At 73.2% G+C, this 13,625-nt stretch carries 8 protein-coding genes; all 8 read right to left on the bottom strand.

The annotated features are described in order from the left end of the window. Positions 1-75 precede the first annotated feature (75 nt). On the bottom strand, positions 76-3,669 hold the full coding sequence (locus OHA86_RS04215; RefSeq protein WP_329172596.1) for an NACHT domain-containing protein: 3,594 nt from the start codon (positions 3,667-3,669) through the stop codon (positions 76-78). A 115-nt stretch (positions 3,670-3,784) separates the two neighbouring features. Continuing rightward, positions 3,785-6,097, bottom strand: a complete 2,313-nt coding sequence (locus OHA86_RS04210) for a caspase, EACC1-associated type (protein WP_329172595.1) — start codon at positions 6,095-6,097, stop codon at positions 3,785-3,787. A gap of 342 nt (positions 6,098-6,439) precedes the next feature. Further along, on the bottom strand, positions 6,440-7,747 hold the full coding sequence (locus tag OHA86_RS04205) for a hypothetical protein (RefSeq protein ID WP_329172594.1): 1,308 nt from the start codon (positions 7,745-7,747) through the stop codon (positions 6,440-6,442). Positions 7,748-7,807: 60 nt separating this feature from the next. Then, on the bottom strand, positions 7,808-9,214 hold the full coding sequence (locus OHA86_RS04200) for a PLP-dependent cysteine synthase family protein (RefSeq protein WP_329172593.1): 1,407 nt from the start codon (positions 9,212-9,214) through the stop codon (positions 7,808-7,810). A 40-nt stretch (positions 9,215-9,254) separates the two neighbouring features. Further along, complete coding sequence (locus OHA86_RS04195; protein WP_329172592.1) at positions 9,255-10,964, bottom strand: copper resistance CopC/CopD family protein; 1,710 nt, start codon at positions 10,962-10,964, stop codon at positions 9,255-9,257. Next, complete coding sequence (locus tag OHA86_RS04190) at positions 10,961-11,689, bottom strand: YcnI family protein (protein ID WP_329172591.1); 729 nt, start codon at positions 11,687-11,689, stop codon at positions 10,961-10,963. The genes OHA86_RS04195 and OHA86_RS04190 overlap by 4 nt, the downstream gene beginning before the upstream one ends. Positions 11,690-11,712: 23 nt before the next feature. Continuing rightward, on the bottom strand, positions 11,713-12,507 hold the full coding sequence (locus tag OHA86_RS04185; protein ID WP_329172589.1) for an ABC transporter ATP-binding protein: 795 nt from the start codon (positions 12,505-12,507) through the stop codon (positions 11,713-11,715). Further along, a complete protein-coding gene (locus tag OHA86_RS04180; RefSeq protein WP_329172587.1) occupies positions 12,501-13,625 on the bottom strand; it encodes an ABC transporter permease in 1,125 nt (374 codons plus the stop codon). The genes OHA86_RS04185 and OHA86_RS04180 overlap by 7 nt, the downstream gene beginning before the upstream one ends.

The following is a 13,625-nucleotide window of genomic DNA, read 5'->3' as shown; positions in this document are numbered from 1 at the left end:
GGCGGACGTCACGCGCGCCCGCCGCCGCCGTACGACCGGGGAAGGCGCGGGAGCGTCATCTCGCGGCCCGCCGGGTCAGGCGCTTCCGTGGCCGACCATCAGGTAGGAGTCGAAGTTCACGTTCACCGAGCGGGCGTCCTTCAGCTCGTCGATCACGTCGAGGGGGAGCCAGTCGCTGATCCCGTCGAAGCTGACGCGGCGCAGGGCCGGCAGGGAGAGCAGCGGCTCGATGTTCGTCAGCGCCGAGCAGCGTTCGAGGACGACCTCCTCCAGGTGCGTCAGGCCGGTCAGCGGTGCGAGGTCCTGGACGGCGCTGCCGCTCAGGTCGAGGCGTCGCAGGTCCCGCATTCCGCCGATGCCGTCGATGGCCGTGAGGGAGCGGCAGTTCTCCAGCTTGAGCTGGCGCAGGCGGTGCAGCGGCTCCACGGCGGACAGGGACGTCAGGTCCTCCACCCTGCTCGCGCTCAGCAGCGTGAGGACACCGCACGACGCCACGCTCTGCACATCGGCGCGGGTGGGCCTGCCGTTGAGGGTCACCTCGCGCAGACGGCTCTCGGAGGCGTCGGGCAGGACGACAGGGCCCGGCCGGTCCGCGGCGAGCGTCAGGTTCAGCCGGCGCAGGCTGCGCAGCTCGGTGAGGGAGGCGGCGTCGTACAGCCCGCCGGTGGGGTTCAGCCGCAGGGTCCGCAGGTCGCCGAGGTGCCGCAGCGCGTCGAGGTCGTGCAGCGTCCCGCCGGAGACCTGCAGATTGCGAAGCTCCGCCAGCGGTCGCAGCCAGGACCAGTCGTCGAATTCCGGCTTGTCCAGGAGCAGATTCTGCAGGTTGCGCAGCGGCGCCAGGAAGGCCCCGTCGGTCATGTGCCGGCCTTGCAGGACGAACAGGTGCCGCAGCCCCGTCAGCGCGGACAGCGGGGTGAAGTCCCGCAGCAGCTCGCCCGCGAGGAAACTCAGGGACACCAGGGTGTCGAGGGCGTCGATACCGTCCAGGCTGTGCAGTTTGAGCGCGGTGCAGTCCAGCTCCTCGATGCTGTGCAGGCCCTTCCAGGAATCGAGGTCCGCGTGCGCCGATCCGGCGCTGCCGCCGAAGACGAGGCGGCGGACCGCGGGGAGCTGGCCGACCGCCTTCATCTTGGCCGCCGTGTCGATGTGCACAGTCGCGTCGCCGAAGGTGACCTCGCTGAGCACGCGCCGGGCGAAGTCCGTCGGGTCGAAGCGGTCCCACACCTCGGTGAGGACCTCCCGGGCCCAGGCCGGCGTCGTGGCCTTCCCGGTCAGGTCCACGGCGTAGTCCCGTATCAGCGTCATGGCCTCGGGTGTGCCGATGTGCGCGGCGGCGACGATGCAGGCGTCCGCCCAGGCCGGGTCGTGGGTGTGCCCGGCGAGCCAGCCCAGTACGTGGTCCCCGTTGCGGGAGCGCACGAGCTTGGCGGCCTCGTCGCGGTCGCGGGGCGGGAAGATCTCGGCGAGATGCGCCCGGACGGGTTCGACGATCTCCAGCTCGACCTTGGCCGTGCTCACGCACTCGGCGATGAGCAGTTGCAGCTCCCGGCGCTGGTCGGGTGAGCTGTCGGCCTCCGCCATCAGGCTCCGCACGAGGGCGCTGGCGTCGCGCCGGTTGCACTTGGCCGCGGCGAACGCCGCGATCCGCCACCAGATCGGATCGCCGTTGCGCAGCTGCGGCACGATGCTCTGCGCCTCGCCGCGGTCGGCGTAGTCGCAGGCGGCCAGATACTCCTGGAAGGTGCGGTGGGCGAACTGCACCTCATTGCCGCCGACATGCTGGAGGACGGCGCTGCGCTGGGCGACGTAGCGCAGCGCGTGGTCGACCGTGGTGCGCGAGCCGACGAAGCCGCTGATCAGGTCGGTGAGCAGCTCGTGGACCGTCACATCGCCCCGGTCGTGCTCCCGCAGCTCGTCCCAGGCGTGCGCGGACGGCGGGGTGAAGGCGGTGAGCGGGCGCAGCCGGATGGTGGTGAGCGCGTTGTCGGCCATGTACCGCGCGATGGCCTGGAGGAAGGCCCGCTTGTCGGACAGGTCGATCTGGTCGGCCATCGGCACCTGCCGCTGGATCTCCCGCGCGTTCGTCAGGGCGTTGATCACCTGCTCGTACAGGTGCGCGCGGCTTCTGGGCTCGACGGTCTCGTTGATGGCGTAGAAGGCGCACAGCATCGCGCACAGCAGGGGTGTCTCGGCGAGGTCCCGCACCAGCGGGCGGCTGGCGATGTGCTCCAGCAGCCGGTTCCTGCGCTGGGTGTACACCTTCTTGCGGTTGCCGGGGACCGACGACAGCAGCGGCAGATACCAGCGGTGGACGAAGCTCTGGATCGCCGGCAGCCCCATGGCGTCCAGTTCCAGGTGGTCGAAGTCGTGCCGGTCGAACCAGGAGGTGTCCAGGCCCTCGGGGCGCGAGGTGACGATGAACCGGGCGGCCGGATACTGCGTGATCAGCGACTTGATCCACTGGTACACATCGTGCCGGTGCCGGTGCGGAAGCGGCGGCAGCTCGTCGAAGCCGTCCAGGATCACCAGGGCCCTGCCCTGGTCGAGCCGCTCGTGCAGCCAGTCGGCCGGCAGCTTCCCGAGCCGCCGGGTGGCGACCCGGGCCAGGTCGGCGACGTCGAGGCGGCGCGGTTTGCCGTCGCTGAAGATGTACCGCAGCTGGATGACGAAGGGCAGCAGGTCCTGCCAGCGCCGCAGTGCCTCGGGGAAGCTGCTGCGGGCGGCGCCGAGCGCCAGCCACTGGGTCACGGTCGTCTTGCCGGAACCGGCGGCGCCGGTGAGCAGTACGCGGTACGGGCGCGGGTGCTCCGCGGGCTGCGCCGGGCGGGCGGCCAGCCGGCGGCCGTGGCGGTCCCGCCGTACACGGCAGGCGTCGGCGATCATGGTGTCCACGTTGGCGCGCGACGTGCCGTCCGTGTGGCGGGCGTCGCGGGTCGAGGACTGCAGGGTGATGTAGCCGACGTCGACCGGCTGGCGGCGCAGGATCTCCGGTATGTCGATGCCGAACAGCTCCATCGTGTCGTACGCCTCGATGACGGCTGTCGCGTACTGGCTCTCGAAGGTGCTGACCTCGTCGCTGACGTCCTTGTGGGCGGTGGGGATCCGTACCGCCTCCACCCCTTCGGTCAGGCCGCGTTCGACCGCCTGGACGAGCATGCCGGGCGGCACCTGGCCCACCTCGCCCACCACCGTGGTCAGATGGCTGACCAGCGACCTGACGTACTGGGCGGCGTGCCGCATGAGGACGCGTCCGTAGCGGTGGACTTCCTGGTCCGCGCCCGCCTCGCCCCAGGACTTGACCGCCTCCCGCCGCAGCAGGAGGTCGACGCTCTCGCCGCGGGGGCCGAGCGCGGCCATCCCGCCCCGCGTCAGGCGCAGGCCTGCCAGGGCGCTGATGATCCCCGCGATCACCCGGTCCTTCTGCTCGGCGGTGACCGGCTCGCGCCGGTTGCTGTCGAACGCCTCCAATGCGGCGCCGAGTTGGTCCTTGGCCGCCTCGACGGCGCGGGCCAGGGCGCGCTGGTCGCGCAGGCCGGTGTCCTTGCGGATCAGTGCGGCGGCGACCGCCTGCGGGCTGTTCAGCACCTGGTCCTCCGGGCGGTCCAGCGCCACCCGGAACGACGCCCCCACCAGGGCCACTGCCAGAGAGTCGAATCCGTCTGCGGACATCCGCGTGCACCTCCGCGCATTCGGACCGGCATGTCCGGTCCACCCCCGATGCGGTTGTCTGTTCCCTACCCGCTGTGGGCGTACGCCTACCGTGCCGTCGGGCCCGGGCGGCGTCCTAGACCATCGCGAGGTATTCGCGGGCCGCGTCACCGACCGCCTGGAGCAGGCCGACCTGTACGGAGAAGGGGTCCCACACCCCGGCCGTACCCGTCTCCTGGAACGAGCCGGAGACGGCGTCGTAGGTGGACCCGGGCCAGACGGCGGCGAGGCGGTCGGCGATCGTGGCCGGATCCGCCTCGCCCGCGTTCGCCGCGACGGTCAGCAGCGGAACGGTCAGCGCCTTGCCCAGGGCGGCGGCGAGCGTGCGGACATGGGGAGGCGCGCCGCGGAAACCCGCGTCGAGGTGCCGGCCCACCTGCGCGAGGGCCGCCGCCGCGCCCGGGAGCATGCCGCCGTCGACGGCGGCCCGGCAGACCAGGACAGCGGTCTGGACGAGGGCTGCGCGTTCGCGCAGCGCGCTCTCGTTCGCCGCGCCGACCCACACCACGGCGAGCCCGCCGGCGAACCGGGCCAGACGCTCGCGCTGCCGTGTGCGCTCCGCTTCCGAGGGGGCGTTCTCGATCAGGGCGCGGATGACGTCGATGCGGCTCGTCATGGCGGCGAGGTGGCCCGTGCCGTCGGTGAGCGCCAGCGAGGACGGCGCGGCCACCGCCCTGCGCGCGGTGCCGAGGGACTCCAGGTCGGCGGAGCGCAGCGCCGCCTCGTCCGCGAGGACCGCGGCGCCGGTCCAGGCCGCCACGTCCCGGAGGGTCTCCGTGCCGGCGGCGGCGACCACCGCCTGGACCCCGCTGCCGGTCCCGGACGGCAGTACATCGTGCACGCTGCCGTGGGCGAGCACGAGGAGCGGGCGGCCCGAGGCGTCCACGACGTCGAGAAGAGGCTTCAGCGCCGTCGGCGACGGCAGGCGGAAGTCGCACAGCGCGAGATAGGGCCGCTCCAGGACGATGCCGCCGGCCGGCTCTCCCGTCCGCGAGGGCGGCAGCAGGCGCGGGCAGTCCAGCCGCAGGTCCTCCTCGACCCTGAGGCTGAGACCGGGGATGGTGCCCGCTTCGACTTTCACGACGCCTTCGCGGCCGACCTTGTCCAGGGCCTGGGAGACGATGCCGCCGACCTGCGGATCACCGGTGACGGTGGTGCCGATCTGCCGGAGGTCCAGCGCGGACTGCACCTCCCGTGCCAGCGGCAGCAGGCCGGAACCCGCGGCCCCGGTCACCGTTTCGATGCCCCTGGCCAGCAGCGCCGGGTGCGTCCCCGCGGCCAGCGCGGGCCGCAGCGACCGCAGCAGGCTCTCCAGGACGAGGACCGCGCCGGCCGCTCCGTCGCAGGACTGCGCGCGCATCCGTGTCACCAGATCCCGCGCCAGGTCCAGGCCGAGCCCGGCCCAGGCCGTCGCGGGGGTGAGCGCGCGGACCGCGGCGGCGGAGTCGGCAGTACGCAACAGGGTGCCGTCGGCGGTCTGGATCACCGCGAAGCGCCGCACCGGACCCACCGTGCCGCGGATCGCGTCGGCCGCGGCCGAGACACCGGCGTGGATCTCGTACGCCCGCCGGTCGCGCGGCGGCATCGGCGGTACGGACACGTGCGGTGCGGGCGCGGCGACCGGCCGCGTCCCGGCCGCCGCGCTCCGGGCGACGACCATCGAGGCCTCGCTCCCCAGCACCCAGCGCCGGGGGGTCTGCCTGGCTCCCCTGGCGGCCATGGCGTCACTGGCGTAGTGGAACAGGTCGTCGACGCAGACCCGGCCGTCCGCGTCCCGGTCGGCCTTCCCGGTGCGCAGGCCCTCCACGACCACGGAGGTGAACACCGACATCGTCGCGGCGTTCCCGCCGCGGTCGGTGAGCCGGTCTCCTTCCCACGCGAGCTGGAGCTCGTTGGTGGACGTGATGACGGCGGTGCCGGTTCTCCCGAGGTGCTCGGCGATGCCGGCCGACGGAAGCCCCTTCGCGCGCGGGTCGAAAGCCCCGCTGTAGCAGCAGTCGAGCAGCAGCAGCTTGTTGCGCGCCCGGCAGTTGTTCAGCCGGCCGTTGAGGAAGGCCGCGGAGACCGCGGTGGATTCGAGCAGGTCCCGGTCGAACTCCGTGTCGGCGGCGGCCAGATACAGCCGCCCGTCGTCGTCCTTGACGCCGTGGCAGGAGAAGTAGAGCAGCAGTTCGTCGGTGGTCCCGCGGCGGGCGAGGAAGGTGTCGATCCTGCGCCGGACCACATGGGCGGGCTGATCGACGACGTGGTGGACGGTGAATCCGCCGATGTCCTGGTCCGCGAGGACGTCGCCGAGCGCGCTGCCGTCGTGGCCGGGGGCGTACAGCCGGTTCCAGCGCGGGTCGTCGTAGACCGAGGTGGTGACGACCAGCGCCTCACGCTCCGCCATCGCCACCCGGCTCCGGGACATCCGCCGCGTCCGTCGCCGCCACGACATGCGCCACCGGCGCGTGCCCGACGACATCGACGTCCCCGAGGACCATGGCCCACCTCCCCGGAGCGAATCGTACCGAACACCGACCTTTCGGGGGTCCGCACGGCGCGGTCCGCCGACCCGGCGGTTCCGCGCCCCCGCGGTGACCGTGTCACGAGGACAACCGTGTCCCGGACCCCACGTTCCGGGGAACACCGGCGCACGGAGGGGGAACCGTATGCCCACCGGCCGGGGGAACGGCCGGACGAAGTCCGCCCCGGCGATCCTCTTCCCGTCCGCCCGCCGGGGCGCGATCGGTCAGTGCCAGGTGGATTCGTGGGCGCCGTGGGTCGGGAGGTAGGCGCCGGGGGTGAAGTGGTGGTCGTAGAAGTCGGTGTCGAGGTGCTGGGCCTGGAGGTAGTTGAGGATCTGCACGGTCGGCACCGTTCCGGGGATCTTGCCGAAGGTCTCGTCGATGTAGCGCACCTGGCCGGTCAGCAGGCGCAGGAAGCGCGCGTCGTAGGGCGCCGCCGAGGCGCGTACCCGGGGTGTGTCGCGCCAGGGCCCGGGAGTGGCGGCATTCAGCGGGCCGCCGGCGCCGGACCTGCGCTCGGCGAAGCGCTCCACCGCCTCGGCCGCGTCCCTGACATGGGGGCGTGCCAGGGTCTCGAAGACCCCGGGCAGCCCGGTCGGGTTGGGCAGCGCCCACCGGTCGTCGTGCTCGACGTGGAAGCCCAGCCCGGGCACCGCGGGGTCGCCGGACGCGCCGAGCACCGAGAGCCGGTCGATCCCGTCGAAGGTCCAGCCGCCCAGACCGAGGGCGCCCAGCAGCAGGTGGCCGTTGTAGACGCTGGTGATCAGCTCCGCGCTGGCCTCGGCCAGGGTGTACTGCTCCACGAACGACAGCGGGAACGGGTCGCCCGCGTGGCGCAGCGAGGAGTCGTCACCGCCGGGAATCGGCCGCTGGTTGACGTCGTCGTAGACGCCGTAGCCGTTCTGGAGGAAGAACGCGAGGTTGGCGATCAGGTGCTGGGCGAGATCCGCGACCGGGATGACCAGCAGCGAGCCCGGATGGTTGGCGATCCAGGTGTTGTGCCCCTCCAGATAGGGCTCCTCGCGCGGCAGCCAGACGCGCTGGGGCGAGAGCTTGCGGTAGCGGGCCACGGTGGCGCCCAGCCACGCGTCCACGTCGATGCCGTCGCCGTCGTCCGCCACCTCGCCGCCGGGCGCCGCGTCGCGGCTGGAGAGGAAGTAGGTGCCGGAATCGTCGGTGAAGAAGAACTCGGTCGTGTGGAATCCGGCGGCCGACGGGAAGGTCCTGCCGCCGGCCGTGCCCGGGTAGTTGGGCAGGGCGGGTGCGTAGCCGGGGTGGTGGGAGATGCCGAAGTTCCATCCCGTCACCCCCGTGACCATGGCCAGGACGAGGGCGCGCTCCACCTCGCTCAGCGGCTGCACCGGTTTGGCGCTGGTGAAGGCGAGTTCGCCCGCGGGGATGCTGCCGCCGACCGGAAAGCGGCGCGAGCGGCGGCCGTTGACCGCCGCGATCAGGGGGAAGCGCAGCAGGGCGCCGATCGCGGCGCGCTCCTGCTCGGAGACGTGCAGAGTGGGTGACGGTTTACCGGACATGACGCGATCTCCCTGCGATCTGCCGTGTGAATGGGTCAGGGCTGTCGGCCGCCCGAGCCGTCATACCGCCTGCTCGGGCAGCGCGTGCACCGGCTCGCGGTGCAGCGCCCGCCAGGTCACCGTGCCGGTCACCCGGCCGCGGTCGAGCACCAGCGCGAGGGCGCCCTCGGTCCCGTCCCAGGCTGTGACGGCGGGATCGGTGAGCGCGAGGCCGATGCCCAGCCGCGGTCCGACGGGCCGGACCGTCTCGGCGACCGCCGCCGCGCCGCGCAGCCGGGCCGGCGTGGTCCAGCCGACGATGTCGGAGGGGTGCGGGGCGAGGACGCGCCCGGCGCGCGGATGCGCCACCAGGACGGCGTCGTCGTCCGCGACACCGTCGGCCGCCAGCCGCCGTACGGCCTCGGCGACGCTCTCGTCCCGCTCGACCAGCGGCGTCGCGGTCGCGTAGTCGCCTACGGCCGGTCCCTCGGCCCGCGCCGGGCTCCCCGGCGCGGTGAAGCCGCCGGCCGCGAGCCAGCTGTCGTTGTAGTACGTCGAGAGGTACGTCCGGCCCGAGTCGGGCAGCAGGACGACGACGGTGTCGTCCGCGGTGAGTCGCCCGGCGATCTGGAACGCCGCCGCCAGCGCGACTCCCGACGAGCCACCCGCGAGGATGCCCTCGGTGCGGGCCAGGCCCCGGATGGCGTCGATCGCGCGCTGGTCCTCGACCGGGACGTAGTCGTCGATGACGTCGAGGTCGAGCGCCCGCGGCCACTCGTCGAGCGTGGTCTCGGGGTGGACGAAGTGGCCCGCGCCCTCGATGTACTTCTGGCTGCCGTCGCCGCCGGAGTATTTCGAGGTGATGGGGTCCGCGCCGATCACCCGGACCCGGCCGCCGCTGACCTCCTTCAGATAGCGGCCGGTTCCCGAGATCGTTCCGCCGGTGCCGACCGTGGCGACGAAGTGGGTGACCGCGCCGTCGGTGTCGTCCCAGATCTCGGGGCCGGTACTCGCGTAGTGGGCCGCCGGGTTGGCCGGGTTGTCGTACTGCTGCGCGAGCCAGGCGCCCGGCGTCTCGGCGGCGTACCGCTCGCCCTGCGACGGCAGGCTGTCGGGGTGGGCCCGGGGCACGAAGGCGTCGACCAGGCGCAGTTCGGCGCCGTAGGCCGCGAGCTGGTCCCGCTTCTCCTGGGCGATCACGGAGCTGGTGAAGATCACCGCCCGGTAGCCGAGGTGGGCTGCCGCGATCGCCAGCCCGATGCCGGTGTTCCCGCTGGTCACCTCGACCACGGTGCCGCCCGGGCGCAGCGAGCCGTCCGCCTCGGCCCTGCGCAGCATCGCGAGGGCCGCCCGGTCCTTCACGCTGCCGCCCGGATTCTGCCACTCCGGCTTGACGTAGATGCGCGGGAGCAGGCCCTCGGCGACCCGGGTCAGGCGGATCAGCGGGGTTCCGCCGATGGACTCGAGGACGGATTCGTATCTGGCCACGGGATCTCCTCATGTGGTCGGGCCGGCGGCGCGGGGCAGCTCAGAGGACCCGGTAGTGGAAGGCGTCGGTGTACTGCTCGGTCGCGCCGGCGACGAGCGTGAGTGTTCCGGTCCAGGTGCCCGCGCCGGGGACGTTGACCGAGGAGCTGACGAACGTGAACGCGGTGGCCCTTCCGGCCCGGATCGGGCCGGGCAGCCGGTAGGGGAAGCTGACCGGCAGGGCCCGGACCGTACCGGCGGCACGGCCGAGGTCGAGCTGGACCGACCGCGTGGGCGCGGTGGCGTCGGTGGCGCCCTCGGCGGTGATACGGAAGCTCTGCGGGCCGCGCCGGGTCGGCGCGACCTCGATCGTGACGGCATACGGGCCGATCGTCGCATGGACGACACGGGTGGGGTCGTAGGCGGTGGCGGCCGGCGCGGCCGAGGACAGCACCCCCGCGACGACGACGATCGCCGCGCCGATCCCCGCCTCGGCCCTGACGCGGGTACGCAGCCGGGCCGTCTCCCCGGGCGCGACAAGGCCGTCCGCACCGTATTCACCCCGCCGTGCGAGCTGGCGGCCGATCCAGCGGTTGCCCCGCAACGCCAGCAGCAGCGCCGCCGCGACGAGTACGAGCTTGACGATGAGGATGCCGCCGTAGGTGGTGCTGACCAGGGCGGCGGGACAGCGCACCTGGACGACCCCCTGGATCACACCGGCGAGCGCGAGCAGCCCGACGCTGGTGGCGGCGTAGCGCGACCAGAGCGGGAGCCGCGCGAGCCGTCGCAGCGACAGGCGGCGGCGCAGCACGAGCCAGCCGAGGACGGCCAGCCCGCCGAGCCAGGCCACCACGGCCGAGACGTGGAGCAGCGTGGTGCCGAAATACCACCAGGCGCCGCTGCCGCCATGGCCGTTGTGGACGACGCTGCCGAGCACCGCGAGGGCGAGTGCCCCCTCGACGGCCCACCACGCGCCCGGCACCCGCCGGCCGCCCAGGGCGGCCCGCGGCGGCGGGAGTACGGCGAGGGCCGCCGCGAGCAGGCCGACGCGGACGAACACCGCTTCGGCGTAGGCCGACCCGGCGAAAGTGCCGAGGCCGGCCCATGTGGCGCCGCCCGGGACGGCGGAGGCGTCCCACAGGTACTGCGCCACCACTTGCAGGAGCGAGGCGAGGACCGAGAGCCCGGCGCCGGTCCGGGCGGCGCGCCACAGGACGCGGCGCTCGTCCGGGTCGGCGCCGAGCACCAGCCCGGCGGGCAGCAGGCCGAAGGCGGCGACAAGACCGAGATAGAGCAGGCCCTTGGCGGCGCCGACGACCAACTCCAGCTCCGCGCTGGGCTGTTCGGACGGCGGCGCGGTGACCGCGACCGCGGGGACGCCGTATCCGAACTGGATCGACCCGCCCACCGGGTGGGTGTCGGCGGAGACGACGGACCAGCTGGCGATGTAGGAGCCCTTGGCGATCCCCGGGCGTATCCCGATGACCAGGGTGCGCCGGCCGCCGGTGAGGCGTACGGAACCGGTGTCCACCGCCCTGCCCGCCGCGTCGAGGACGCTCGCGGACCCCTTGGCCGAGGCCAGCGTGACCGGCTCGTCGAAGCTGACCTCGATCCGGGCCGGCGCCGTCCCCACCTGCGTGCCGTTCGACGGGGTCGTCGCGACCACGTAGGCGTGCGCCGAGGCGGGCGGGGCCGTGAGGGCCAGCCCGGCCAGTATGCCGAGCAGGGCGAGGAGCGTGAGCGCGCATCGCCGGCCCCACCGGCGGGTCACGAGGGGGTGCGGGTCAGGCCCGCACCGCTGTCCACCGGCGGCTGGACCGCGGGGCGCCGCGCGCGGGTCAGTGCCGCGCCGCCCACGGCGCCCGCCGCCAGCGCCAGGACGATGCCCGCGGCGCCCAGGCCGATGCCCCAGCCGTCCCCGGAGCCCTCCTCGGAGGCGGCCTTGGCGCCGCCCGCCGCCCCGGCCGGCGTGATGGCCACGCTCGGCGCCGGATGCTCGGGTTCGGCCGAACCCTGCGCCTGCTGGACCCAGTTCACCTGCGTGCCGTCCGAATAGCGCTGGACGGCCGGCAGGTAGAGCGTGCCGGTGGCCGGCAGCGGGCCGACCGCAAGCGAGAACTCGCCGAACTGGCCCGGTGCCAGCCCGCCGGCGGTGGCCGTCCAGGTGACCTGCGTGACGGCCGAGGTGATGGTGTTGCCGTCGTCGTCCTTCGACGGCGTGGCGAGCGTGGTCCGGGTGAGGTCGACGGTCCAGCCGGGGACGGGCGCGCTGAGGACGGACGTGAGCGGAGTGGCGGTCGGCAGCCGTACGGTCAGCCCGACCGTGTGCGCCGTCGCCGATTCGTCGGGCACCGTGAAGGTCAGCACGGCGCTGCCGCCGCCCTCGGTGCTGGACGACGTCACGGTGACGTGCGCGCTTGCCGGTGCCGCCAGGCCGAGCAGCAGGGCTGCGGCGGCGGACACGGTCATGACGAGGGTCTTCGCGTGGTGGGACATGGTGCCTGATTCCGTTGGGGTGGTCAGTGGGTTTCCTGGAGTTCGTCCGGTGGCGTCGTGGCCTCTTCGTCCAGCAGCGCGAGGATCCGCGTCCGCAGGCCGACGAACTCCGGAGCGGACTGGTCGCGGGGGCGGTCGAGCCCGACCTCGACGACCTCGCGGATGCGGGCCGGACGGGGGGACAGCACGACCAGGCGGTCGGCCAGGACGAGCGCCTCGCTGACGTCGTGGGTGATGAGCACCGCCGTGAAGCCCCGCTCCTGCCACAACCGCAGCAGCTCGCCTTGCAGGACACGGCGGGTCAGGGCGTCGAGCTTGCCGAGCGGTTCGTCGAGGAGCAGGACGGACGGGTCGTTGACCAGCGCCCGGGCCAGCGCGGCCCGTTGCGCCATGCCGCCGGAGAGCTGGGCGGGCCAGGCGTCGGCGAAGTCGGTCAGACCGACCAGCGCCAGGGCGTCGTCGATCCGGGCCTTCGCCCCGGCGTGGGCCCGCCGTGCCTGCGGGCCGATCGCGACATTGCCGCGGACCGTGCGCCACGGCAGCAGCGTCGGGTCCTGGAAGACGAGCGCGCGGCTCGGGTCCGGGGCCGTCACGGGCCCGCCGTCGACCCGCACCGAGCCGAACAGCGGTCTGTCGAGCCCCGCGAGCAGCCGGATCAGCGTCGACTTGCCCGAACCGCTCGGGCCGACGAGCGCGATGAATTCACCGGGCTCGACCGACAGGGAGACGTCGTCGAGGACGGGAAGGTCGTCGTTGCCGTGCCGGAACGCCTGGGTGACGTTGCGTATGTCGATCGCGGCACCCGCGTGGGTCACCATCGGGTCAGCTCCTTCTCCCAGCGCAGCACCCAGCTGCGCAGGCGGAACAACAGGGTCAGCAGGACACCGCAGACGACCACCAGGACGACGATGCCCGCGTACAGGCCGGGGAAGTCGCCCCAGCTCTTCTGCCAGTTCAGATACCAGCCGAGTCCGGAGTTCACCCCGAAGTTCTCGGCCACCGTGAGGCTCACGAAGGACGAGCCGAGTGCCATGAAGGCGCCGGTGAAGATGCTCGGCAGCGCCGCCGGCAGGCTCACCCGCAGCATCAGGAACCAGCTCTTCGCGCCCAGCGTCTGGGTGACGTCGTAGTACGAGCGGGGAATGCTCACGATGCCGGCCCGGGTCAGCACCGTGATCGGGAACCACACGCTGACCGCGATCAGGAACACGGCGCCGCTGTAGGAGCTGGGGAAGAGGACGAAGATGACCGGCACCCAGGCGAGCGTCGGCACCGGCCCGAGGAACATCAGGATCGGGTGCACCCAGTAGTTGGCCTGCTGCCACCAGCCGATCACCACGCCGGTGACCAGACCGGCGAGCAGGCCGAGGACGAAGCCGAGCGCGAGCAGCTTGAGCGAATTGCCGAGGCTCTCGGCGAGGATCCGCTTGTCGCTCCACAAGTGGTCGAGGATCTCCTGGGGAGCGGCGAAGTAGGGGGTCGAGAGCGTCTGCGTCTTGGCGGTGGAGGTCTCCCAGAAGATCGCCCAGAGGGCCGAGCCGAACAGCCAGGCGGAACCGTGCGCGACGCGGGCCGCCGCGCGGGCGCCGAGGCGCCCGCGGACGCCGCTGAGCGCCCAGAGCACCGCGGCGGTCCCGGCGACGGCCACACCGACGGCCGTGGTGAAATCCGTGGTGCCGCGGACGGAGGCGGCGTCGCGCAGCGGCAGCCGCGGGCTGTCGTGCACGGCCTTGGTCACCACGCTGAAGGCGGTCCAGCCGAGGATGCCGGCGCTGATGAGGATCGGGTTGACCCGTACGGGATGGGTGACCTTCTCCAGGGCCGCGTGGATACGCGCCGCGCCCTGGACGGTCGTCGGGGTGGGAGCCGGTGCCTTGTCCGGCGCCTTGTCCGGATCCGGCGCGGCCGGATCCGCGGTGAGCGTGCTGAAGTCCAT

This window comes from Streptomyces sp. NBC_01477, from assembly GCF_036227245.1.
Taxonomy (GTDB): Bacteria; Actinomycetota; Actinomycetes; order Streptomycetales; family Streptomycetaceae; genus Actinacidiphila.
Note: the sequence above shows the minus strand (reverse complement) of the source record. Positions and strands in the feature narration are given on the sequence as shown.

Coding starts and splice junctions, on each gene's coding strand:
- OHA86_RS04185 (WP_329172589.1), bottom strand. CDS start 12,507: ATGGTGACCCACGCGGGTGCCGCGATCGACATACGCAACGTCACCCAG.
- OHA86_RS04190 (WP_329172591.1), bottom strand. CDS start 11,689: ATGTCCCACCACGCGAAGACCCTCGTCATGACCGTGTCCGCCGCCGCA.
- OHA86_RS04180 (WP_329172587.1), bottom strand. CDS start 13,625: ATGGACTTCAGCACGCTCACCGCGGATCCGGCCGCGCCGGATCCGGAC.
- OHA86_RS04215 (WP_329172596.1), bottom strand. CDS start 3,669: ATGTCCGCAGACGGATTCGACTCTCTGGCAGTGGCCCTGGTGGGGGCG.
- OHA86_RS04210 (WP_329172595.1), bottom strand. CDS start 6,097: ATGGCGGAGCGTGAGGCGCTGGTCGTCACCACCTCGGTCTACGACGAC.
- OHA86_RS04205 (WP_329172594.1), bottom strand. CDS start 7,747: ATGTCCGGTAAACCGTCACCCACTCTGCACGTCTCCGAGCAGGAGCGC.